Annotated in this window: 26 protein-coding genes; 19 read left to right on the forward strand and 7 right to left on the reverse strand. The window is 53.7% G+C overall.

The genetic code is table 11. The features are described 5' to 3' along the window. Positions 1–8: 8 nt before the first annotated feature. Complete coding sequence (gene tapT / locus HV037_RS06705) at positions 9–707, reverse strand: tRNA-uridine aminocarboxypropyltransferase (protein ID WP_016154057.1); 699 nt, start codon at positions 705–707, stop codon at positions 9–11. A gap of 69 nt (positions 708–776) precedes the next feature. Then, complete coding sequence (trxC, locus tag HV037_RS06710) at positions 777–1,196, reverse strand: thioredoxin TrxC (protein WP_003037559.1); 420 nt, start codon at positions 1,194–1,196, stop codon at positions 777–779. 207 nt (positions 1,197–1,403) lie between these two features. Here trxC and HV037_RS06715 point away from each other — a divergent pair, with 207 nt between their 5' ends. Continuing rightward, positions 1,404–2,483, forward strand: coding sequence for a tRNA/rRNA methyltransferase (locus HV037_RS06715; protein ID WP_016157178.1), 1,080 nt, complete (start codon positions 1,404–1,406; stop codon positions 2,481–2,483). Between the two features lie 33 nt (positions 2,484–2,516). On the opposite strand, the gene ung is transcribed toward HV037_RS06715, so the two are convergent. Further along, positions 2,517–3,206: a uracil-DNA glycosylase gene (gene ung, locus HV037_RS06720; RefSeq protein WP_016154055.1), complete on the reverse strand. Its 690-nt coding sequence runs from the start codon at positions 3,204–3,206 to the stop codon at positions 2,517–2,519. Between the two features lie 317 nt (positions 3,207–3,523). On the opposite strand from ung, the gene grcA reads away from it, so the two are divergent. Further along, positions 3,524–3,907, forward strand: a complete 384-nt coding sequence (gene grcA, locus HV037_RS06725) for an autonomous glycyl radical cofactor GrcA (RefSeq protein WP_003037563.1) — start codon at positions 3,524–3,526, stop codon at positions 3,905–3,907. A 112-nt stretch (positions 3,908–4,019) separates the two neighbouring features. Here grcA and srmB read toward each other — a convergent pair whose 3' ends face one another. Then, positions 4,020–5,348: an ATP-dependent RNA helicase SrmB gene (srmB, locus tag HV037_RS06730; RefSeq protein WP_016157176.1), complete on the reverse strand. Its 1,329-nt coding sequence runs from the start codon at positions 5,346–5,348 to the stop codon at positions 4,020–4,022. 130 nt (positions 5,349–5,478) lie between these two features. On the opposite strand from srmB, the gene trmN reads away from it, so the two are divergent. Next, positions 5,479–6,216 carry a tRNA(1)(Val) (adenine(37)-N(6))-methyltransferase TrmN gene (gene trmN / locus HV037_RS06735; protein WP_016154053.1) on the forward strand — a complete coding sequence of 246 codons (738 nt, stop codon included), beginning with the start codon at positions 5,479–5,481 and terminating at the stop codon, positions 6,214–6,216. On the opposite strand, the gene nadB is transcribed toward trmN, so the two are convergent. Beyond that, on the reverse strand, positions 6,201–7,823 hold the full coding sequence (gene nadB, locus HV037_RS06740) for an L-aspartate oxidase (RefSeq protein WP_047358259.1): 1,623 nt from the start codon (positions 7,821–7,823) through the stop codon (positions 6,201–6,203). The genes trmN and nadB overlap by 16 nt on opposite strands. 306 nt (positions 7,824–8,129) lie before the next feature. Between nadB and rseD the strand changes: the two genes are divergently transcribed. The 12 genes from rseD to acpS all read left to right on the forward strand — a co-directional run bounded on the left by rseD (position 8,130) and on the right by acpS (position 17,768). After that, on the forward strand, positions 8,130–8,252 hold the full coding sequence (gene rseD / locus HV037_RS06745) for a rpoE leader peptide RseD (RefSeq protein WP_223306697.1): 123 nt from the start codon (positions 8,130–8,132) through the stop codon (positions 8,250–8,252). Further along, positions 8,249–8,824: an RNA polymerase sigma factor RpoE gene (gene rpoE / locus HV037_RS06750; RefSeq protein WP_003037573.1), complete on the forward strand. Its 576-nt coding sequence runs from the start codon at positions 8,249–8,251 to the stop codon at positions 8,822–8,824. Before rseD ends, rpoE begins: the two co-directional genes overlap by 4 nt. A gap of 31 nt (positions 8,825–8,855) precedes the next feature. Next, a complete protein-coding gene (rseA, locus tag HV037_RS06755; RefSeq protein WP_019077408.1) occupies positions 8,856–9,506 on the forward strand; it encodes an anti-sigma-E factor RseA in 651 nt (216 codons plus the stop codon). Then, positions 9,506–10,462, forward strand: a complete 957-nt coding sequence (gene rseB, locus HV037_RS06760) for a sigma-E factor regulatory protein RseB (protein ID WP_016154050.1) — start codon at positions 9,506–9,508, stop codon at positions 10,460–10,462. The genes rseA and rseB overlap by 1 nt, the downstream gene beginning before the upstream one ends. Continuing rightward, the gene (gene rseC, locus HV037_RS06765; protein ID WP_016157173.1) at positions 10,459–10,923 is read left to right on the forward strand and encodes a SoxR-reducing system protein RseC; all 465 of its coding nucleotides are present in this window, start codon (positions 10,459–10,461) and stop codon (positions 10,921–10,923) included. The genes rseB and rseC overlap by 4 nt, the downstream gene beginning before the upstream one ends. Positions 10,924–11,138: 215 nt before the next feature. Continuing rightward, complete coding sequence (lepA, locus tag HV037_RS06770; protein ID WP_003037577.1) at positions 11,139–12,938, forward strand: translation elongation factor 4; 1,800 nt, start codon at positions 11,139–11,141, stop codon at positions 12,936–12,938. Between the two features lie 15 nt (positions 12,939–12,953). Further along, entirely contained in the window at positions 12,954–13,928 is a 975-nt protein-coding gene (lepB, locus tag HV037_RS06775; RefSeq protein ID WP_016154048.1) for a signal peptidase I, read from the forward strand. Between the two features lie 269 nt (positions 13,929–14,197). Then, positions 14,198–14,878, forward strand: coding sequence for a ribonuclease III (rnc, locus tag HV037_RS06780; protein ID WP_003037579.1), 681 nt, complete (start codon positions 14,198–14,200; stop codon positions 14,876–14,878). Beyond that, complete coding sequence (era, locus tag HV037_RS06785) at positions 14,875–15,780, forward strand: GTPase Era (RefSeq protein ID WP_003037581.1); 906 nt, start codon at positions 14,875–14,877, stop codon at positions 15,778–15,780. Before rnc ends, era begins: the two co-directional genes overlap by 4 nt. 132 nt (positions 15,781–15,912) lie before the next feature. Then, entirely contained in the window at positions 15,913–16,641 is a 729-nt protein-coding gene (gene recO / locus HV037_RS06790; RefSeq protein WP_016154047.1) for a DNA repair protein RecO, read from the forward strand. Positions 16,642–16,656: 15 nt separating this feature from the next. Further along, positions 16,657–17,388: a pyridoxine 5'-phosphate synthase gene (gene pdxJ / locus HV037_RS06795; protein ID WP_016157172.1), complete on the forward strand. Its 732-nt coding sequence runs from the start codon at positions 16,657–16,659 to the stop codon at positions 17,386–17,388. Then, positions 17,388–17,768: a holo-ACP synthase gene (acpS, locus tag HV037_RS06800; protein WP_003037588.1), complete on the forward strand. Its 381-nt coding sequence runs from the start codon at positions 17,388–17,390 to the stop codon at positions 17,766–17,768. Before pdxJ ends, acpS begins: the two co-directional genes overlap by 1 nt. Positions 17,769–17,808: 40 nt before the next feature. Here the strand turns inward: acpS and HV037_RS06805 are convergent, their stop codons facing one another. Further along, a complete protein-coding gene (locus HV037_RS06805; RefSeq protein WP_003037590.1) occupies positions 17,809–18,069 on the reverse strand; it encodes a YfhL family 4Fe-4S dicluster ferredoxin in 261 nt (86 codons plus the stop codon). 55 nt (positions 18,070–18,124) lie between these two features. Beyond that, positions 18,125–18,973: a MurR/RpiR family transcriptional regulator gene (locus tag HV037_RS06810; protein ID WP_016154045.1), complete on the reverse strand. Its 849-nt coding sequence runs from the start codon at positions 18,971–18,973 to the stop codon at positions 18,125–18,127. A gap of 117 nt (positions 18,974–19,090) precedes the next feature. Here HV037_RS06810 and murQ point away from each other — a divergent pair, with 117 nt between their 5' ends. The 4 genes from murQ to tadA all read left to right on the forward strand — a co-directional run bounded on the left by murQ (position 19,091) and on the right by tadA (position 22,552). After that, positions 19,091–19,984: an N-acetylmuramic acid 6-phosphate etherase gene (murQ, locus tag HV037_RS06815; RefSeq protein ID WP_019077406.1), complete on the forward strand. Its 894-nt coding sequence runs from the start codon at positions 19,091–19,093 to the stop codon at positions 19,982–19,984. Between the two features lie 9 nt (positions 19,985–19,993). Further along, complete coding sequence (locus HV037_RS06820) at positions 19,994–21,358, forward strand: PTS transporter subunit EIIC (RefSeq protein WP_016157168.1); 1,365 nt, start codon at positions 19,994–19,996, stop codon at positions 21,356–21,358. 3 nt (positions 21,359–21,361) lie between these two features. After that, the gene (yfhb, locus tag HV037_RS06825; RefSeq protein WP_016157167.1) at positions 21,362–21,997 is read left to right on the forward strand and encodes a phosphatidylglycerophosphatase C; all 636 of its coding nucleotides are present in this window, start codon (positions 21,362–21,364) and stop codon (positions 21,995–21,997) included. A gap of 90 nt (positions 21,998–22,087) precedes the next feature. After that, positions 22,088–22,552: a tRNA adenosine(34) deaminase TadA gene (gene tadA, locus HV037_RS06830; protein ID WP_231040546.1), complete on the forward strand. Its 465-nt coding sequence runs from the start codon at positions 22,088–22,090 to the stop codon at positions 22,550–22,552. Positions 22,553–22,579: the final 27 nt, after the last annotated feature.

The raw sequence follows: 22,579 nt of genomic DNA on the forward strand, positions 1-22,579 counted from the left end.
GAATGATTTTAAACGCTTTCTGGCGAGTCTGCTGTGACGCTTCCCTGATGTTGAGTTTTTCCTGCCAGGTAGCGGGTTTTAAAGCGAGTGAAATGTTCGCTCAACCCCTCCGCGGCTTGCGTATCGCCCGCCAGATCCAACAACGCGATGGCCACTTCGGCAGTACAGTATTGCCCTTCGGCGTGAATGCCACGCAGGTGGTAAGCGGAAAGTCGCGATAAATCAACGGAGATCACCGGCAGGTTATCAAGGTACGGGCTTTTGCGGAACATTTTACGCGCTTCAGGCCAGGTACCATCAAGCATGATAAACAACGGCGGTTTACCGGCTGGTGGAGCGAAAATCACTTCACGCTCTTCGCCCGCATAGGATGCCGGGAATACAACCATCGGCTGGTAATCCGGATTTTTCACCAGTTCGAGCAGCGCCTGCGGCGGTTCGGTGCGTGACCACTGAAACGCCGTGGTATCGGGCAAAATATCGGCAATCAAACGTCCCGTGTTGCTGGGCTTCATCGGCTCGGTATCAAACATCACCAGACAAAAGCGGCTTTTGGCCTCAGACGGCACCAGCGTTGCGCACAAGCAGAGCTTCAGCGGCAACAGGCAGCGCTGACAGCGGCGAATGCGATTACCTCGGGCAAGGAAAGGGCGCGTGGCGCGCGCGAGGCGCTCAGCGCGTAACTGAAGAACAGCGTTATCGGTCATGGGAGAACACGTTGAAAAACGCTATTGTCGCAGAGGTGAAAACGGGGCACAAGATGCGCCCCGTAGAGATTATAATGATTCGTTAAGCCAGCTATCAAACGGGGCCTTAGGTACGGCGCCATTAAGCATGTCGACGATTTCACCTTTTCTGAAGATCATAATGGTCGGGATGCTGCGGATACCGAAACGGGCGCTGAGTTCTCGCTCGGCTTCTGTATTCACTTTAACAAAACGCACTTTACCGCTACGCTCTTCCGCGACATCTTCAAAAATCGGGGCGAAGTTACGGCATGGACCACACCAGGGGGCCCAAAAATCAACCACCACCGGGAGATCGTCTTTTAACAGTTTATCCAGTGTTTCACCGGTCGCATTGATCACCTCCCCATCAAACAGGTCGTGACCACAGCGTCCGCATTTAGCCGCTTCCTGGACACGATCGTCGGGGATGCGGTTGATAGCCTGGCAGCTGGTACAAACGGTATTCATAACTAACCTCTGGATGAGTGGAGTGGACTTCACGGCAGTAACGCCAGTATGTTTCTATTATGTTACATATTATCGGGGAGTCTGTTCTAAACAACAATGCGTTTTATTCAATGAGTACAATAGTCCTTAGCTTTTAAATGAAATAATGGCTAACGACGTGCACATCGGGTAATCTTCGCGCTTCGCGCAGAGCAGGTGGAGAAAAACATGAGCGACGAACTGAAGAATAAAAACGGCAAGGTCAAAGTGATGTACGTCCGCAGTGACGATGACTCGGACAAACGCACCCAAAATCCACGTACTGGTAAAGGCGGCGGTCGCCCCGGTACTTCCCGAGCCGAAGGCGGTCGTCGCCCTGCCCGTGATGACAGAAAGGGTCCGAACAGCGAACGTGGTCGTGAACGTGGTCGTGGCCGCGATGTAGAACGCGACCGTGGACGTGAAGATTCACCATGGCGTACCGTGTCCCGCGCACCGAATGATGATGCAGCAGACAAAGCCGATCACGGTGGTATCAGCGGCAAAAGCTTTATCGATCCTGAAGTATTACGTCGTCAGCGCGCGGAAGAAACCCGCGTTTACGGTGAGAATGCCTGTCAGGCTCTGTTCCAGAGTCGTCCGGACGCTATTGTTCGCGCCTGGTTTGTTCAGAGCGTAACCCCGCGCTTTAAAGAAGCATTACGCTGGATGGCGGCGAACCGCAAAGCCTACCACGTGGTTGACGAAGCCGAGCTGGCGAAAGCCTCCGGCACTGAACACCATGGCGGCGTCTGTTTCCTGATCAAAAAACGTAACGGTACCACTGTTAAGCAGTGGGTTGGTCAGGCCGGGGCGCAGGATTGCGTGCTGGCCCTGGAAGACATTGCTAACCCGCACAACCTGGGCGGCATGATGCGTAGCTGCGCGCACTTCGGTGTGAAAGGCGTAGTGGTACAGGATGCGGCGCTGTTGGAATCAGGTGCGGCTATCCGCACCGCTGAAGGCGGAGCTGAGCACGTTCAGCCGATCACCGGTGACAGTATTGTCGATGTGCTGGACGACTTCCGTAAAGCGGGTTACACGGTAGTGATGACCTCAAGCGTGAAAGGCAAGCCGCTGTTTACTACCACGTTGCCGGAAAAAATGGTGCTGGTATTAGGGCGTGAGCGTGAGGCTCTGCCAGAAGCAGCATGCTCAGCCGACGACCTGTGTGTGGCGATAGACGGTACGGGGAACGTAGAAACGCTCAACGTTTCTGTCGCGACCGGCGTGCTGCTCGCGGAGTGGTGGCGTCAGAACAAAGCCTGATAATAAAAATGCCAGCGATTCGCTGGCATTTTTTTACTCGCTTTCTGCTGGTAATACCGGCGTCCAGTCAATCGGCTTTTCACCTCGTTGTTCCAGCCACTCATTAGCCAGTACAAAATGATTGCAGCCAAAGAAACCGCGATGCGCAGAGAGCGGTGATGGGTGCGGCGCTTTCAATACATGGTGACGCTGCGCATCAATAATCGCACCTTTCTTTTGTGCGTGTGAACCCCAGAGCAGGAATACCACGCCTTCCCGATGTTGGTTAATCAGGCTGATTACTTTATCGGTAAATGTTTCCCATCCCAGACTGGCGTGCGAATGTGCCTGCCCGGCGCGGACAGTAAGCACGGTGTTGAGTAACAGCACACCCTGGCGTGCCCAGCTTTCCAGATATCCGTGCGTTGGGCGTGTGAAGCCAGGAATCGTTGCTTCCAGCTCTTTGTACATGTTCAGCAACGAGGGCGGGGTGGCAATACCGGGGCGGACAGAAAACGCGAGACCGTGTGCCTGGCCCGGACCGTGGTAAGGATCCTGCCCCAGGATGACGACTTTCACGTCACCAAGTTCGGTAAAGCGAAAAGCGTTGAATACATCTTTTTGTGGCGGATAAATTGTCATACCTGACTGACGCTCGCCCGCCACAGTATGCAGCGTGTTAACAAAATAAGGCTGCTGTTTCTCTTCTGCCAGCACATCGTGCCAGGTTAATTCGGTGGCCATCTCGCTCTCCTGCGAATTTTCAATCCCCCTAGCTTAACTGCTTCTTTCGACGTCGCAAAATTCTGTACGTTTCTCAAGGGTCTACCCCTTAAAGATAGTTGAAAATTTATGTAAAAAGTTTAGCTGCGCATGTGGCGTAAGTTGATGTAAAACAATAAAATCCACCTATCACCACTTTTCATGTGTGGTTTTTATTGATTTAAATCAAAGATTCAAGGGGGTGTGAGGGGTATATATACACTCAAGCAACAATGGTTTTACCAATTGGCCGGATGACGGCCAACCGAGATCAAATAATTTTGCCGGGGAGGCATCAAATGATTACAGGTATCCAGATTACTAAAGCTGCAAACGACGACCTGCTGAACTCTTTCTGGCTGCTGGACAGCGAAAAAGGCGAAGCACGCTGCATCGTTGCGAAAGCAGGTTTCAATGCTGATGAAGTCGTTGCTGTCAGCAAACTGGGTGAAATCGAATACCGTGAAGTACCGGTAGACGTACAGCCGGAAGTCCGTGTGGAAGGTGGTCAGCACCTGAACGTGAACGTTCTGCGCCGCGAAACTCTGGAAGATGCGGTTAAGCATCCGGAAAAATATCCGCAGTTGACCATCCGTGTTTCTGGTTATGCCGTGCGTTTCAACTCTCTGACGCCAGAACAGCAGCGCGACGTTATTGCTCGTACCTTTACTGAGAGCCTGTAAGGCTCACGGGGAATAACCCCGTCTAGCAGAGAATCTGAAAGCGGAAGATGCCAACGTATCTTCCGCTTTTTTGTGCACAAAAAATGCCGGGCTAAACGGCCCGGCATTCGGTTTACTCTTTGTCGGACTGCTGGGTAGCAGCTCCGCTCGGCTTACGGCGTTTGCCGACATTTTTGGCGTCGCGGTGACGTTTTTTCACCCGCGGTTTCTCTTTCTCTTTCGCTTTTTGCTCGGCGCGCTTCGCCAGCACTTTCTTGGATGGCTTACCGTTAGATTTCTCACTTGGCGCGCGCGTGGTTGGACGCAGTTCGTCGATGACGCGTGCTTTCAGTGGCTCGTCAATGTAGCGGCTCGCTTTGCCGAGCAGCAGATGGTCGTGGGCTTCAACCAAAGAGATCGCAGTACCTTTACGGCCTGCACGACCGGTACGGCCAATGCGGTGCAGATAGGCATCGCCACTGCGCGGCATGTCGAAGTTAAACACGTGGCTGACGTCAGGAATATCGATCCCACGAGCGGCAACGTCGGTTGCTACCAGCACGTTCACACGACCATCGGTCAGGCGTTTGATCGCTTCATTACGTTTGTTCTGCACCATCTCGCCTTCGAGATAGCAGTTATTAATGCCCGCCTGGCGCAGCCAGCCTGCCAGCTCGTGCACACGCTCGCGTTTACGTACGAAGACAATCGAGCGGGTCGCTTCCGGCTGTTTTAACAAATGGATCAGTAGGGCAGTTTTGTGCTCGATGTCATCGGCACGGTAGTAAAACTGATGAATCTTCTTGCGTTCGCGGGTAGACGGATCCGCCGAAACTTCGACCGGATCCTCCAGCAGACGCTCAGCAAAATCTTTGATCGCATCTCCTTCCAGCGTGGCGGAGAACAGCATAGTTTGCTTACGCCAGCGGGTTTCTCCAGCGATATGCTCGATGTCCTGGGCAAAGCCCATGTCCAGCATGCGGTCTGCTTCATCGAGGATTAGTGTCTCAACCGCATGGCAGTCGAAGTTTTCTTCTTTAATGTACTGCAGCAGACGACCGGTAGTGGCGACCACGATGTCCTGGTTTTCGCTAAAGACTTCCATGTGGTTCATGTAAGCCACGCCGCCGGTAATCGTGGCGATATCCAGATGCGTATTCTTCGCCAGTTCACGGGCGTGTTCGGCAACCTGCATCGCCAGTTCGCGCGTCGGTGTCAAAATCAAAATGCGCGGCGGGCCAGATTTCTTGCGCGGGAAGTCGAGCAGGTGCTGCAACGCTGGCAGCAAATATGCCGCCGTTTTACCGGTGCCTGTCGGCGCAGAACCGAGTACATCACGGCCATCGAGCGCAGGCGGAATGGCGGCAGCCTGAATGGCGGTCGGGCGAGTGAAACCTTTTTCCTGGAGGGCATCCAGAAGGCTTTCATCGAGTTCAAGTTCGGAAAAAGTCGTTACAGTCATGTTCTACCTCTGAGTGGGGCGCTGATTATAGACGTTACGGCTGCAATCTTCATCTGTTTGTATGGATATACCTTCTCAGGTATTGTTTTTATCCTATGTTATCGTTTTTTTTCCAGGAAGGTTGTTCTTCATGCCCCAGTCTACATCCGTACTTAGACGTAATGGATTTACTTTTAAGCAGTTTTTTGTGGCACACGATCGTTGTGCAATGAAAGTCGGAACGGACGGCATTTTATTGGGGGCCTGGGCCCCTGTTGCTGGCGTAAAGCGGATCCTGGATATTGGTACCGGGAGCGGCCTGTTGGCGCTGATGCTGGCCCAGCGCACAGATGAAAACGTCATCATTGACGCTGTGGAGCTTGATGTTGATGCCGCGCAGCAGGCGCAGGAGAACATCGCGCAATCCCCGTGGATGCATCGCGTGAACGTTCATACGGAAGATGTGCAGCAGTGGGTACCGCGCCAGACCGTGCGCTTTGATTTGATCATCAGCAACCCTCCCTATTATGAACAGGGAGTGGAATGTGCCACGCCGCAGCGCGAGCAGGCTCGCTACACCACCACGCTCGATCATCAAGTATTGCTGACGCTGGCGGCAGACAGCATTACGGAAGAAGGTTTTTTCTGTGTGGTGCTGCCCGAACAGATTGGTAACGCCTTTTCCCAGCAGGCACTGGGCATGGGCTGGCATCTGCGATTGCGCACGGATGTAGCAGAAACTGAGGCCCGACTACCGAATCGGGTACTGCTGGCATTCTCCCCGCAGGCCGGGGAGTGCTTTAGTGACAGGCTGGTGATCCGTGGGCCAGACCAACGTTACTCTGAAGGTTACACGGCGCTGACCCAGGCGTTTTATCTGTTCATGTGATGACTTAGCGGTGAGAGAATGGACGGGCCCGCCTCTGGAAGCTGTTCTGGATAATCCAGCGTATAGTGCAGGCCCCGACTCTCTTTACGCATCATCGCGCAGCGGACAATCAGCTCAGCAACCTGCACCAGATTGCGCAGTTCCAGCAAGTTGTTCGACACGCGGAAATGAGCGTAATACTCGTCGATTTCCTGTTGCAACATGGTGATACGGCGTAGGGCGCGCTCCAGACGTTTAGTTGTGCGCACGATACCGACGTAATCCCACATAAATAGCCGCAGCTCATGCCAGTTATGCTGAATCACAACCAGTTCATCCGGGTTTTCTACCCGGCTTTCATCCCAATCCGGGAGGGTGCTGACGCTGCGAGCATAAGGCATTCGCCTGTCGATATCTTCAGCCGCGGACCAGCCGTAAACCAGGCACTCCAGTAATGAGTTTGACGCCATCCGGTTGGCTCCATGCAGGCCGGTGTAACTCACTTCGCCGATCGCATACAGCCCGTCGACATCCGTACGGCCAAAGTCATCCACCATCACGCCGCCGCAGGTATAGTGCGCGGCAGGAACGATGGGAACCGGCTCTTTGGTCAAATCGATGCCCAGTCCCAGCAATTTTTCATAAATCATCGGGAAATGCTGACGAACAAATTCTTCCGGTTTATGGCTGATGTCGAGAAACATGCAGTCAGCGCCCAGGCGCTTCATTTCGTGGTCAATGGCGCGGGCAACAATATCGCGGGGAGCCAGTTCGCCACGCTCGTCAAAATCGGGCATAAAGCGCGAACCGTCCGGGCGCTTCAGATGTGCGCCTTCGCCACGCAGCGCCTCGGTTAGCAGAAAGTTGCGCGCCTGCGGATGATACAGCGCCGTCGGGTGAAACTGGTTAAATTCCAGGTTGGCGACACGGCATCCCGCGCGCCAGGCCATCGCAATCCCATCACCCGAGGAAATATCTGGATTGGTGGTGTATTGGTACACCTTTGACGCGCCGCCGGTGGCCAACACTACTGACTTGGCATGGCAGGTTTCTACGGCTTCTTTATTACGGTTCCAGATCCAGGCTCCGACAACCCGACGCGTTCCCGGCAGACCGATTTTATCGGAGACAATCAGATCGACGGCATTACTGCGCTCAAGAACCCGTATGTTTGGGTGATTTTGTGCCTGGCTGACGAGGGTGGTTTCGACTTCTTTACCGGTGGCATCCGCAGAGTGCAGAATGCGTCGATGGCTATGACCGCCTTCACGGGTCAGGTGATAGCTCTCTTCACCGTTGGGCTGAACCTGCGTATCAAATAAAACGCCCTGATCGATAAGCCACTGAACGCAGGTGCGGGCATTGCTGGCGACAAATTCAACCGCATGGCGATCGCACAGGCCGGCCCCGGCAATCAGAGTATCTTCAACGTGGGAATCGATGCTGTCGGTTTCATCAAACACCGCGGCAATACCGCCCTGGGCATAAAATGTCGAGCCTTCGCTGACCGGACCTTTGCTCAGGACAATAACCTGATGTTTTTCGGCCAGGCGCAGCGCCAGTGAGAGTCCGGCAGCCCCGCTGCCAATGATCAGCACGTCACAGGATAATTCAGGAGTCGTATTCATGATTTTTGTTTAATTTACTAAACAGTGTTTGGTCACCATAGCACCACATTGCGCGATACTGCACGTTTTATTTTTAAATGTGTTGCAGTGACTAAACATGAAAAAAAAAGCATGACGAGGACGAAATGAGCAAAAATATTTTGTGAAGCAGGCCGTTAGCACCAGATTATGTGATGAAATAAAGTGGCCGTTGGGTTACTCTGCAAGCGGTGAAATGGGCATTTCTAAACAGATAGTGCGTCGATCGGATTATGTAGACTTATAATGAGAGATAAGACCTGTCTACAACATGACAAACAAAAAACAATGCGTAACGGAACTTTACGAAACTTGAGCACTCTAAGCATTTGCTTGCTCATAGTGAAGCTGATGGAGTGGCGTTTCGAAGGCGCGTGGAAATTTGGTTTGGGGAGACTTTACCTCGGATGAGCGAGCAGTTAACGGACCAGGTCCTGGTAGAACGGGTCCAGAAGGGAGATCAGAAAGCCTTTAACCTACTGGTAGTGCGCTATCAGCATAAGGTGGCGAGTCTGGTTTCTCGCTATGTACCGTCGGGCGATGTACCCGATGTAGTACAAGAAGCATTTATCAAGGCCTATCGTGCGCTGGACTCGTTCCGGGGAGATAGTGCTTTTTATACTTGGCTGTATCGTATTGCAGTCAATACAGCGAAGAATTACCTGGTCGCTCAGGGGCGTCGTCCACCTTCCAGTGATATTGATGCGATTGAAGCAGAAAATTACGAAAGTGGCGGTGCGCTGAAAGAAATTTCGAACCCTGAGAACTTAATGTTGTCAGAAGAACTGAGACAGATAGTTTTCCGGACTATTGAGTCCCTCCCGGAAGATTTACGCATGGCAATAACCTTGCGGGAGCTGGATGGCCTGAGCTATGAAGAGATAGCCGCTATCATGGATTGTCCGGTAGGTACGGTGCGTTCACGTATCTTCCGAGCGAGGGAAGCTATTGATAATAAAGTTCAACCGCTTATCAGGCGTTGACGATAGCGGGATACTGGAAAAGGTATTAGGCATGCAGAAAGAAAAACTTTCCGCTTTAATGGATGGCGAAACGCTGGATACTGAGTTACTCAAAGAGCTGACTCAGGACCCGGAAATGCAAAAAACCTGGGAGAGTTATCACCTGATTCGCGATTCTATGCGAGGTGATACCGCCGACGTTCTCCATTTCGATATTTCCGCCCGCGTAATGGCTGCCATCCAGGATGAGCCAGTACGTCAGACGGTGCCATTGATTCCTGAGGCCCAGCCAGCACCGCACCAGTGGCAGAAAATGCCATTCTGGAAGAAAATGCGTCCATGGGCCGCGCAGCTTACCCAAATGGGTGTGGCCGCGTGTGTATCACTTGCAGTTATTGTTGGCGTCCAGCACTATAATGGGCAATCTGAAACGTCCCAGCAGCCCGAAACGCCGGTATTTAATACATTACCGATGATGGGTAAAGCCAGTCCGGTAAGCTTGGGTGTACCCTCTGACGCGACGGCCAGCGGTGGTCAGCAACAGCAGGTACAGGAGCAGCGTCGTCGTATTAATGCCATGTTGCAGGACTACGAACTGCAACGTCGACTGCACTCTGAACAGCTTCAGTTTGAGCAGGCCCAAACACAGCAAGCCGCTGTGCAGGTGCCAGGAATTCAAACTTTAGGAACGCAATCGCAGTAATGAAGCAACTTTGGTTTGCCATGTCACTTGTGGCTGGTAGCCTGTTTTTCTCTGTAAACGCCTCGGCCAATCCTGCGTCCGGGGCGTTGTTGCAGCAGATGAATCTGGCCAGCCAGTCGCTAACCTATGAGCTGTCATTTGTCAGCATCAATAAGCAGGGTGTTGAATCCCTACGTTATCGCCATGCCCGCCTGGATAACCGTCCGCTAGCGCAACTGTTGCAAATGGATGGACCGCGCCGGGAAGTGGTGCAGCGTGGCAATGAAATTAGCTATTTTGAGCCTGGTCTCGAACCGTTCACGCTGAACGGCGACTATATCGTTGACTCTCTGCCTTCTCTGATTTACACCGACTTCAAACGTCTTGCTCCCTACTATGATTTTATCTCAGTAGGTCGCACCCGCATTGCCGATCGGCTCTGTGAAGTGATCCGCGTAGTCGCCCGTGACGGTACGCGTTACAGCTATATCGTCTGGATGGACACGGAGACTAAGCTGCCGATGCGCGTCGATCTTCTCGACCGTGATGGTGAGACGCTGGAACAGTTCCGTGTTATCGCGTTTACCGTAAACAACGGCGTTAGCGATAGCATGCAGGCGCTGGCGAAAGCCAATCTACCGCCGTTGCTGTCAGTTCCTGCTGGCGAGAAAACCAACTTCAACTGGAGTCCGTCGTGGTTGCCGCAAGGCTTCAGCGAAGTTTCCAGCAGTCGACGTCCGCTGCCGACGATGGATAACATGCCGATCGAATCGCGCCTATATTCTGATGGCCTGTTCAGTTTCTCCGTGAACGTAAACCGTGCGATGCAAAACAGCGCCGATCAGCTGTTGCGAACCGGGCGTAGAACGGTTAGCACCAGCGTGCGTGATAACGCAGAAATTACGATTGTGGGCGAGCTTCCACCGCAAACGGCGAAGCGTATCGCGGACAATATTAAGTTCAGGGCTGCACAATGATTAAAGAGTGGGCGACAGTCGTCTCCTGGCAAAATGGTCTGGCGACGGTCAGCTGTGATGTTAAAGCATCATGTAGCAGCTGTGCTTCGCGGGCCGGATGCGGGAGCCGCGTGCTGAACAAACTTGGGCCGCAGACCACGCATACCATCGTGGTGCCCAGCGACGAACCCTTAGCGCCCGGTCAAAAAGTTGAACTGGGTATTGCCGAGGGTAGCCTGCTGGGTTCAGCGATGTTGGTCTACATGTCTCCGTTGGCGGGGCTCTTTCTCTTCGCGGCGTTATTCCAGGTGCTGTTTGGTTCCGACCTTGCGGCATTAAGTGGTGCCGTGCTGGGGGGCGTGGGCGGATTCCTGATTGCCCGTGGATACTCTCGTAAGCTTGCTGAGCGCGAAGCCTGGCAGCCGGTCATTCTGAACGTTGCTCTCCCACCCGATCTCATTCGCGTCGAAACCCAACAGTGATAGCTTTGCCTGATGGTGCTTGTGTCGCCATCCGGCAAAAGTTTCACCGACTTTGCAAAGTTGTTTCCAGTTCCCGCTATCCTTGCTCTATGAACATTTCCTCGCCTCAGCGTTGTAGTGTAGAATGCGGCGTTTCACTTAAACAGACGTTAAGCTCAGATCAGCGACTTCTCAGAGCCTGCTCATGCGGGCGTAAGGCACAATAATTACACTATATGAAGAACATACGTAACTTTTCAATCATAGCTCACATCGACCACGGTAAATCGACGCTGTCTGACCGTATTATCCAGATCTGCGGTGGCCTGTCTGACCGTGAAATGGAAGCGCAGGTTCTCGACTCGATGGATCTTGAGCGTGAGCGCGGTATTACTATCAAAGCGCAGAGCGTGACGCTCGATTTCAAAGCATCTGATGGTGAAACCTATCAGCTTAACTTTATCGACACCCCGGGCCACGTTGACTTCTCGTATGAAGTTTCCCGCTCGCTTGCCGCCTGTGAAGGCGCACTGCTGGTGGTTGATGCCGGACAGGGCGTCGAAGCACAGACCCTGGCTAACTGCTATACCGCCATGGAAATGGATCTGGAAGTGGTGCCGGTACTGAACAAAATTGACCTGCCAGCCGCCGATCCTGAGCGTGTGGCGGAAGAGATCGAAGATATCGTCGGTATCGATGCGACGGATGCCGTTCGCTGTTCGGCGAAAACCGGCGTTGGCGTCACTGACGTTCTTGAACGTCTGGTGCGCGACATCCCGCCGCCGGAAGGCGACCCGGAAGGTCCGTTACAGGCGCTGATCATCGACTCCTGGTTCGATAACTACCTGGGCGTCGTATCACTGGTGCGTATTAAAAACGGCACCATGCGTAAAGGCGACAAAATTAAAGTGATGAGCACCGGTCAGGTCTATAACGCTGACCGTCTGGGTATCTTCACGCCAAAACAGGTTGACCGTACCGAGCTGAAATGCGGCGAGGTTGGTTGGTTGGTGTGTGCGATTAAAGACATCCTGGGCGCACCGGTTGGCGATACCCTGACGCAGGCGCGTAACCCGGCGGACAAGCCGCTGCCAGGCTTTAAAAAAGTGAAGCCACAGGTTTACGCCGGTCTGTTCCCGGTGAGCTCTGACGACTACGAAAACTTCCGTGACGCGCTCGGCAAGCTGAGCCTCAACGACGCCTCCCTGTTCTATGAACCGGAAAGCTCAACCGCGCTGGGCTTCGGCTTCCGCTGTGGCTTCCTCGGTCTGCTGCACATGGAGATCATTCAGGAACGTCTGGAACGTGAATACGATCTGGATCTGATCACTACCGCGCCGACCGTAGTCTACGAAGTCGAAACCACGGCGAAAGAGACGATCTACGTCGATAGCCCGTCCAAGCTGCCGCCGTTGAACAACATTTACGAACTGCGTGAGCCGATTGCTGAGTGTCACATGCTGCTGCCGCAGGCTTACCTCGGTAACGTCATCACGCTGTGTATCGAGAAGCGCGGCGTACAGACCAACATGGTTTACCACGGTAACCAGGTGGCGCTGACCTATGAAATTCCGATGGCGGAAGTGGTACTCGACTTCTTCGACCGTCTGAAGTCAACTTCTCGCGGCTATGCGTCGCTGGACTATAACTTCAAACGTTTCCAGGCGTCTGACATGGTGCGCGTTGATGTTCTCATCAACAACGAACGTGTCGATGCGCTGGCGCTGATTACCCACCGCGACAACTCCCAGAGCCGTGGTCGTGAACTGGTCGAGAAGATGAAAGATCTGATCCCTCGCCAGCAGTTTGATATCGCGATCCAGGCGGCCATTGGTACGCACATCATCGCGCGTTCAACGGTTAAGCAGCTGCGTAAAAACGTTCTGGCGAAATGCTACGGTGGCGATATCAGCCGTAAGAAAAAGCTGCTGCAAAAACAGAAAGAGGGTAAAAAGCGCATGAAGCAGATCGGTAACGTCGAACTGCCACAGGAAGCCTTCCTCGCCATTCTGCATGTCGGTAAAGACAGCAAATAATCTTAAGGAGTTGGCATGGCGAACATGTTTGCCCTGATTCTGGTGATTGCCACACTGGTGACGGGCATTTTATGGTGCGTAGATAAATTCATCTTCGCGCCTAAACGCCGGGAGCGTCAGGCAGCAGCGCAAGCTGCTGCAGGTGATTCACTGGATAAAGCAACGCTGAAAAAAGTGGCCCCTAAGCCAGGCTGGCTGGAAACCGGGGCATCCGTTTTCCCGGTTTTAGCTATTGTGCTGGTGGTGCGTTCATTTATTTATGAGCCGTTCCAGATCCCGTCTGGTTCGATGATGCCGACACTGCTTATCGGTGACTTTATCCTGGTGGAGAAATTCGCCTACGGGATTAAAGATCCGATTTACCAGAAAACGCTGATCGAAACCGGCCATCCGAAACGCGGTGATATCGTGGTGTTTAAATACCCGGAAGATCCGCGTCTGGACTACATCAAACGTGCTGTCGGTTTACCGGGAGACAAAGTGACGTACGATCCGGTGGCGAAAGAGGTAACTATTCAGCCAGGATGCAGTTCCGGTCAGGCGTGTGAAAACGCGCTGCCGGTAACGTACTCTGATGTTCAGCCAAGTGATTTTGTGCAGACATTTGCGCGTCGTAACGGCGGTGAAGCGACCAGCGGCTTCTTTGAGGTTCCGCTGAATGAAACGAAAGATAACGGTATTCGCCTCTCCGAGCGTAAAGAAACGCTGGGTGAGGTAACGCACCGCATTCTGACCGTGCCAATCGCGCAGGATCAGGTGGGGATGTATTACCGCCAGCCAGGCCAGCAGTTGGCAACCTGGATCGTCCCGCCGGGACACTACTTCATGATGGGTGATAACCGTGACAACAGCGCGGACAGCCGTTACTGGGGATTTGTGCCGGAAGCGAATCTGGTTGGTAAAGCAACCGCTATCTGGATGAGTTTCGATAAGCAAGAAGGCGAATGGCCGACCGGTGTGCGCTTAAGCCGTATTGGTGGCATTCACTAATCGCTGATAATCGTTCACGTTGTCGTCATTATGGCGACAGCGTGAATTATTTCTCGGATAAATTCCCGCAGACTAACGACATCCCTTGTCGTTGTGTATAGAATATTCCCCCGAAGTTTGAGGTTGGCACCGACAGGTTGCCACGGCACACGAAACAGCGTTGGTTTGTGTATAAATGCATTCAGCCGAAGCGGGATAGCTAAGCGAAATGCGTATATCAGGTCTGTTTCGTGTGCTGAATTGTTGACGCATTCATTTATTGGTATCGCATGAACCCCATCGTAATTAATCGGCTTCAACGGAAGCTGGGCTACACTTTTAATCATCAGGAGCTGTTGCAGCAGGCATTAACTCACCGTAGCGCCAGCAGCAAACATAACGAGCGTTTAGAATTTTTAGGCGACTCTATTCTGAGCTTTGTTATCGCTAATGCGCTGTATCACCGTTTTCCGCGTGTGGATGAAGGTGATATGAGTCGCATGCGCGCGACGCTGGTTCGCGGCAATACGCTGGCTGAATTAGCCCGTGAGTTTGACCTCGGTGAATGTTTACGTTTGGGGCCAGGCGAGCTGAAAAGCGGCGGTTTCCGTCGTGAATCGATCCTGGCAGATACCGTTGAAGCTTTGATCGGCGGCGTCTTCCTCGACAGCGATATTCAAACTGTTGAACAACTGATCCTGAACTGGTATCAGACTCGTCTGGATGAAATTAGCCCAGGCGATAAACAAAAAGATCCGAAAACGCGCCTGCAGGAATATTTGCAGGGTCGCCACCTGCCGCTACCGTCCTATCTGGTGGTGCAGGTTCGTGGTGAAGCACACGATCAAGAATTTACTATCCACTGCCAGGTCAGCGGCCTGAGTGAACCGGTGGTTGGCACAGGTTCGAGCCGTCGTAAGGCTGAGCAGGCTGCCGCCGAACAGGCGTTGAAAAAACTGGAGCTGGAATGAGCGAAGAGAAAACTTACTGCGGATTTATTGCCATCGTCGGTCGCCCGAACGTCGGCAAATCCACCCTGTTGAATAATCTGCTTGGGCAGAAGATTTCCATTACCTCACGTAAGGCTCAGACAACACGTCACCGTATTGTTGGCATCCATACCGAAGGTGCGTATCAGGCAATTTATGTTGATACCCCGGGCCTGCATATGGAAGAAAAACGGGCGATCAACCGCCTGATGAACAAAGCGGCAAGCAGCTCGATTGGTGATGTTGAACTGGTTATTTTCGTTGTGGAAGGCACCCGCTGGACGCCGGACGACGAAATGGTGCTCAACAAGCTGCGCGACGGTAAAGCCCCGGTTATTCTGGCTGTGAACAAAGTGGACAACGTTCAGGAAAAAGCCGATTTACTGCCGCACCTGCAGTTCCTGGCAAGCCAGATGAACTTCCTTGATATTGTCCCGATTTCTGCCGAAACCGGCCTGAATGTTGATACCGTTGCGGGCATCGTGCGTAAGCACCTGCCGGAAGCCATTCATCACTTCCCGGAAGATTACATCACCGACCGTTCTCAGCGCTTTATGGCTTCTGAAATCATCCGTGAAAAGCTGATGCGTTTTCTGGGGGCTGAACTGCCGTACTCCGTTACCGTGGAGATTGAACGTTTTATCTCTAACGAACGCGGTGGTTACGATATTAACGGGCTGATCCTCGTTGAACGTGAAGGGCAGAAGAAGATGGTTATTGGCAACAAAGGGGCCAAAATTAAAACCATCGGCATCGAAGCGCGTAAAGACATGCAGGAGATGTTCGAAGCGCCCGTTCACCTCGAGCTGTGGGTGAAAGTGAAATCCGGCTGGGCCGATGACGAGCGCGCGCTGCGTAGCCTCGGTTACGGCGACGACGTCTAATTTTTCATAGGTTATGGCTTTCGAGGTGCAGGAAGGCGGCAAGACCGCAGATCCTCGGGAGCTTACTCAAGTGAGTGACTGGGGTGAGTGGGCGCAGCCAACACACCTGCAGCTTGAAAGACGGCGGGTATGATGGAAGGATGGCAACGCGCTTTTGTCCTGCATAGCCGCCCGTGGAGCGAAACCAGTCTCGTGCTGGACGTCTTCACGGAAGAATCGGGTCGTGTGCGCCTGGTGGCTAAAGGCGCGCGCTCCAAACGTTCTAATCTCAAAGGCGCGCTCCAGCCTTTTACTCCATTGTTGCTTCGCTTTGGTGGACGTGGTGAGGTCAAAACCTTACGCAGTGCCGAAGCCGTTTCTCTGGCTCTCCCCCTTAGCGGTATCACACTGTACAGCGGCTTGTATATCAACGAGCTTATCTCTCGTGTACTTGAGTATGAGACCCGCTTTTCTGAACTCTTTTTCGACTACCTCAACTGTATTCAGGCGCTGGCTGGCGCGACGGGTTCGCCAGAGCCTGCGCTGCGTCGCTTTGAGCTGGCCTTACTTGGACATCTGGGGTACGGCGTCGATTTTACCCACTGTGCGGGTAGTGGCGAGCCGGTGGACGACACCATGACCTATCGTTACCGGGAAGAAAAAGGGTTTATCGCAAGCGTAGTGATTGATAACGCCACCTTTACCGGACGCCATCTGAAAGCACTCGAATCGCGGGAATTTCCGGATGCTGATACGCTTCGCGCCGCGAAACGCTTTACCCGCATGGCGTTAAAGCCGTATCTTGGTGGTAAGCCGTTAAAAAGCCGGGAACTGTTCCGGCAATTTATGCCAAAACGCGCAGTAAAAACAAAAAATGATTAACGAGGATGGATTGCCATGGCCGAATTACTGTTAGGCGTCAACATTGACCACATTGCCACTTTACGTAATGCACGCGGCACCGCATACCCTGACCCGGTTCAGGCGGCGTTTATCGTTGAGCAGGCGGGCGCAGACGGCATTACCGTGCACCTGCGTGAAGATCGTCGCCATATTACCGATCGCGACGTGCGCATTTTGCGCCAGACGCTGGATACGCGTATGAATCTGGAAATGGCGGTAACCGAAGAGATGCTGGCGATTGCCGTTGAGACTAAGCCGCATTTTTGCTGCCTGGTGCCGGAAAAACGTCAGGAAGTGACGACTGAAGGTGGCCTGGATGTCGCTGGTCAGCGTGACAAGATGCGTGATGCCTGCAAACGCCTGGCGGACGCAGGCATTCTGGTTTCGCTGTTTATCGATGCTGATGACGAACAGATTAAGGCCGCTGCTGAAGTCGGCGCGCCGTACATCGAAATTCACACCGGCTGTTACGCCGATGCGAAAACCGACGCTGAACAGGCCAGCGAACTGGCGCGTATCGCCAAAGCGGCGACCTTTGCCGCCAGCCTTGGCCTGAAGGTGAATGCGGGTCACGGCCTGACGTACCATAACGTTAAAGCCATCGCGCGGATCCCGGAAATGCACGAGTTGAACATTGGCCATGCCATTATCGGCCGCGCGGTGATGAGTGGTCTGAAAGATGCAGTAGTCGAAATGAAGCGCCTGATGCTGGAAGCGCGTGGCTAATGGCGATTCTGGGATTAGGTACGGATATCGTGGAGATTGCCCGCATCGAAGCGGTGATCTCCCGTTCCGGCGACCGTCTGGCAAGACGCGTGCTCAGCGACAACGAATGGGCAATCTGGGAGACGCATCAGCAACCGGTGCGCTTTCTGGCGAAGCGTTTTGCGGTCAAAGAGGCGGCAGCAAAAGCCTTTGGTACCGGTATTCGCAACGGTCTGGCGTTTAATCAGTTTGAAGTCTTTAACGACGAACTCGGTAAGCCGCGTCTGCGGTTATGGGGGGAGGCGTTAAAACTGGCGGAAAAACTCGGCGTCGCACATATGCATGTGACGCTGGCCGATGAGCGTCACTACGCCTGCGCCACGGTGATTATCGAGAGCTAACGTTTTGTCGGCCTGATAAGCATAGCGTCATCAGGCAACGTTACAGCTTATCGGCGTGGTGCATCAGTACAAACTTATCCCACAGCTGCTCTTCCGTTTCGACATGTGCCGGATCTTTCAAAATAGTATTGGGGATCGGGCACACCTTCTGGCAGGTTGGCGTGTCGTAATGGCCTACGCATTCCGTACACTTGTCGCTGTTAATCTCGTAAATGCTGTCACCCATCGAAATCGCCTCATTCGGGCATTCGGGCTCGCACATATCGCAATTGATACACTTTTTAGTGATTAACAGGGCCATCAGGAAACTCTCAAAACATCACAAATCGGGCGGGCATTATACGCGCATTCTTTGCTCAGACCAGTTTTTTTACCAGTGCTTCGCTGTGGCGAATGCGTTCCGGAGCATGCTCCAGATCTTGCTGCACCAGCGCCATAAACAGTAAATCAGTGAGCATCATTTGCGCATGGGTAGAGGAAATCGCTGCGCTGCGCGTGGCCTGTTCTTCAGCAATCGTGTACAGACAATGAGTTGCGCGCTGTTGCAGGGCGTTAGGGGTAAATCCGGTGATGGCGAGAATTTTGGCTCCGGCGCGCAACGTTTCATCCGCAGCCAGGTTGAGTTCGCGGCGTTCTCCGGTATACGAAATGGCCAGCAGCAGATCGTTGGGTGAAAGCGCCTGCACCGCCGCCAGCAGGGCGTGCATATCGCGTTCAACCACCGCGTTAAAACCAATCTTTAGCAGTTTCCAGGCAAAATTCTGCGCTACCAGACCCGATGCGCCAATCCCGGTCAGGATAATGCGCCGGGCTGAGCGCAGCATCGTGACGCTCTCTATCAGTTTCTCTTCGCTGTTGACGTCCAGCGTCGCATGCATCGCCGCCACGTTCTCTTTAATCAGTTTTTCGCCCACCATACGCATGGGGTCGTCACCGCGAATCTGATTATGCACCGGAATGGAATGAGGGTTGGGATTGCTGGCCAACGCTTCGCTAATCGCCAGTTTCAGCGCCGGAAACCCTTTAAAGCCCATCTTTTGCGCGAACTTCACCACGCTGGACTGGCTGACGCCTGCTTCAAAGGCCAGCTGCTGTGAGCTGAGATGACGCGCGGTATCCGGCTGAGCAAGAAGATAATCCGCAAGTTTTTTATCGCTTTGCGCGAGGTCCGGGTAACGCTGACGAATGCGAATTAAACAGTTCATGCTGTCTCCTGGCGAAAACGTGATGGCGATTGCAAAACAAAATTTCACTCGCCTGGATGAATATAATATTCCATTATGACAGATTATTATGAATTAAAAATTCCTAAGGAACAAAAAATGAATCTCGGTGCATTAGTTTCAGAAACCCGCAATCCACAGACCATGGATCTGGATGCGCTCTCAACGTTGGAGTTGGTTCATCGATTTAATCAACAGGATACGCTGGTAGCGGAAGCAGTAAAAGCAACTCTGCCTCAAGTTGCGTGTGCGGTCGATGCGGCAGCCAACGCGTTAAAAGCCGGTGGACGCATTATTTACATGGGCGCAGGTACCAGCGGACGTCTTGGAGTGCTGGACGCGTCTGAGTGCCCACCGACCTTCGGTGTACCGCATGGTCTGGTGGTTGGGCTGATTGCCGGGGGGCCGGGCGCGCTGCTCAAGGCGGTAGAAGGCGCGGAAGATAACCCGCAGTTAGGCGAGGACGATCTGCGCGCACTCAACCTTACCGCACAGGATCTGGTGGTTGGTCTGGCGGCTTCAGGTCGCACGCCGTATGTGATTGGCGGGCTGAAATATGCGCGTTCGGTGGGTTGTACGACGGCGGCTATTTCCTGCAATCCGGATTCTCCTGTCGCGCATGAAGCGGATATTGCTATCTCCCCGGTGGTGGGACCGGAGGCGTTGACCGGGTCAACACGGCTGAAATCCGGCACCGCGCAAAAATTGGTGCTCAATATGATCTCCACCGGTGCGATGGTGAAATTTGGCAAGGTGTACCAGAACCTGATGGTGGATATGCAGGCAACCAACGTCAAACTGGTCGATCGAGCGTGCCGTATGGTGGTTGAAGCCACCGGCATTGCGCGTGAACAGGCGCAAGCGCTGTTAAAGCAGACTGATTTTGACGTTAAGCCAGCGATTTTAATGGCGCTCACCGGCCTGGATGCCGCTACCGCCCGTGAAAAGCTTGCCGCTCACCAGGGTTTTTTACGCGCGGCGTTAGAACACTAAGAGGTGTATATGGATAAGACGGCGGTGCTGGCCAGCGACATTCTGCTGGGCGTAGGCGGAGAGCAAAATATTCTGCGCCTGGAAAACTGTATGACCCGCGTCAGGGTGGAAGTTCAGGATGACGATCAGATTGATATTCCCCGTCTCAGGCAACTGCCCGGTGTTAGCGGTTACGTGAAGCAGGGCGCGCAGCATCAGATAATCGTCGGCCCCGGTAAAGCTGCCAAGGTGGTGGATGCCATGCGCTCACTGATTGCCGGTGGCGGCGAGCGTGCAGATGTGAATAATATCGAGCGCACCAAATCAGAGGCCAAAGCGAAGTACAAAGCGCCAATGAGCGATGCGCTGCGCAAGCTGGCGAACGTCTTTATCCCTCTTATTCCGGCGTTTATCGCCTCCGGTTTGATCACCGGCATTATAAACATCCTTAAGCGGCCGGATATCGTGGGGGATTTTGCGACCCATTATCCGAATATGCTGGGGCTGATGGGCATATTTGGTAGCGCCGTGTTTGCCATCATGAATATTCTGGTTGGGGTGAATACCGCCAAAGTCTTCGGCGGCTCTCTGGCGATGGGCGGGGTGATGGCGGGGATCCTCTCCAGTCCACAGCTGGCGCAGATTACCCTGTTTGGCGAAGCGTTGCAGCCGGGGCGCGGCGGGGTGATCGCAGTGCTGCTGGTGGTTGCGCTGATGTGTTGGATCGAGCGCAAATTCCGCGAGCTGTTGCCGGAATCGCTGGAGCTTATCCTTAACCCGCTGCTGACCACCATCATTACCGGGGCCATCGCGATTGTGGCGCTGCAACCGCTTGGAGGCTGGATTTCTGAATCTATCGCTCACGGCGCATCCTGGGCTATCGACCGCGGCGGGTTCCTGGTTGGTGCGATACTGGCGGGAACTTTCCTGCCATTGGTGCTCACCGGACTTCATCAAGGGTTGGTGCCCATCCACGTTGAGCTGGTACAGGCACACGGTTATAACGCGCTCTTTCCTATCCTGGCGATGGCAGGCGTTGGACAAGTAGGGGCTGCGATAGCGGTGTTGATGAAAACCCGCAATGCGCGGCTTAAGAAAGTGATCAAAGGAGCGCTGCCGGTCGGGCTGCTGGGTATTGGCGAGCCGCTTATTTTTGGCGTCACGCTGCCGTTGGGTAAACCGTTTATCGGTGCCTGCCTTGGCGGAGCGGTAGGCGGGGCGCTGATTAGCTACTGGAAGGTGGCGACGGTTATCACCTTTGGCATCTCCGGTTTGCCGCTGGCACTGACGATTGTTGCCGGAAAAGTGATGTTCTATCTGTTAGGCTATCTGGTAGCAGTTATCGCCGGGTTCCTGTTTACCTGGCTATTGGGGTTCAACGATCCAGAGGAATAAGGTTTGACCAATCACCAGCGCCGCGTTGTTTTTTTTGATTTGGATGGCACGTTACACCAGCAGGATATGTTCGGTAGCTTTATACGTTATCTGCTGCGTCGCCAGCCGCTGAACGCGTTGCTTGTGCTGCCTCTGCTACCGGTGATTGCGCTGGCGCTGCTGATACAAGGGCGTGCCGCCCGCTGGCCAATGAGCCTGCTGTTGTGGGGATGCACTTTTGGTCGTAGCGAGGCGCGTCTGAAAGGGCATCAGGCTGACTTTGTGCGCTGGTTTCGCAGTAACGTGACGGCCTTTCCGCTCGTGCAACAGCGGCTGACAACCTACCTGTTAAGCTCTGACGCCGAAATCTGGCTTATCACTGGCTCCCCGCAGTCGCTGGTCGAGCAGGTGTACTTCGACACGCCGTGGCTACCGCGAGTCAATCTGATCGCCAGTAAAATGGCGCGGGGATTCGGCGGGTGGGTGCTGCCTCTGCGCTGTCTGGGCCATGAGAAAGTGACGCAACTGGAACGCCACATTGGTGCGCCGCTTCAGCTTTACAGTGGCTACAGCGACAGTAATCAGGACAATCCTCTACTCTCTTTTTGTCAGCATCGCTGGCGCGTCACGCCGCGCGGAGAGCTGCAACAACTCGAATAGAGTAAACGATAGCGTCTGTGTATAATGCGCCCGCTTTGATTACTGGAGTTACCCCCTTTGTCTGAAGTTGAATTTAGCCACGAATACTGGATGCGTCATGCTTTAACGCTGGCTAAGCGCGCCTGGGATGAGCGTGAAGTCCCGGTGGGCGCGGTATTGGTACATAACAACCGCGTGATTGGAGAAGGCTGGAACCGTCCGATTGGTCACCATGATCCGACTGCCCACGCTGAAATTATGGCGCTGCGTCAGGGCGGCCTGGTGCTGCAAAACTACCGTCTGTTGGATACCACGCTGTATGTCACTCTGGAGCCGTGCGTGATGTGCGCAGGCGCGATGGTGCACAGCCGTATCGGCCAGGTCGTTTTTGGCGCGCGCGATGCGAAAACGGGGGCAGCCGGGTCATTAATGGATGTACTGCATCACCCTGGAATGAATCATCGGGTGGAGGTGACCGAAGGGGTGCTACGAGATGAATGCGCCACGTTGCTCAGTGATTTCTTTCGCATGCGTCGTCAGGAAATCAAAGCGCTGAAAAAAAACGCCAATTTGTAAATGCCGGTCTGATTGCCTGATGATGCT

This window comes from Citrobacter sp. RHBSTW-00017 (genome assembly GCF_013797615.1).
Classification (GTDB): domain Bacteria; phylum Pseudomonadota; class Gammaproteobacteria; order Enterobacterales; family Enterobacteriaceae; genus Citrobacter; species Citrobacter braakii.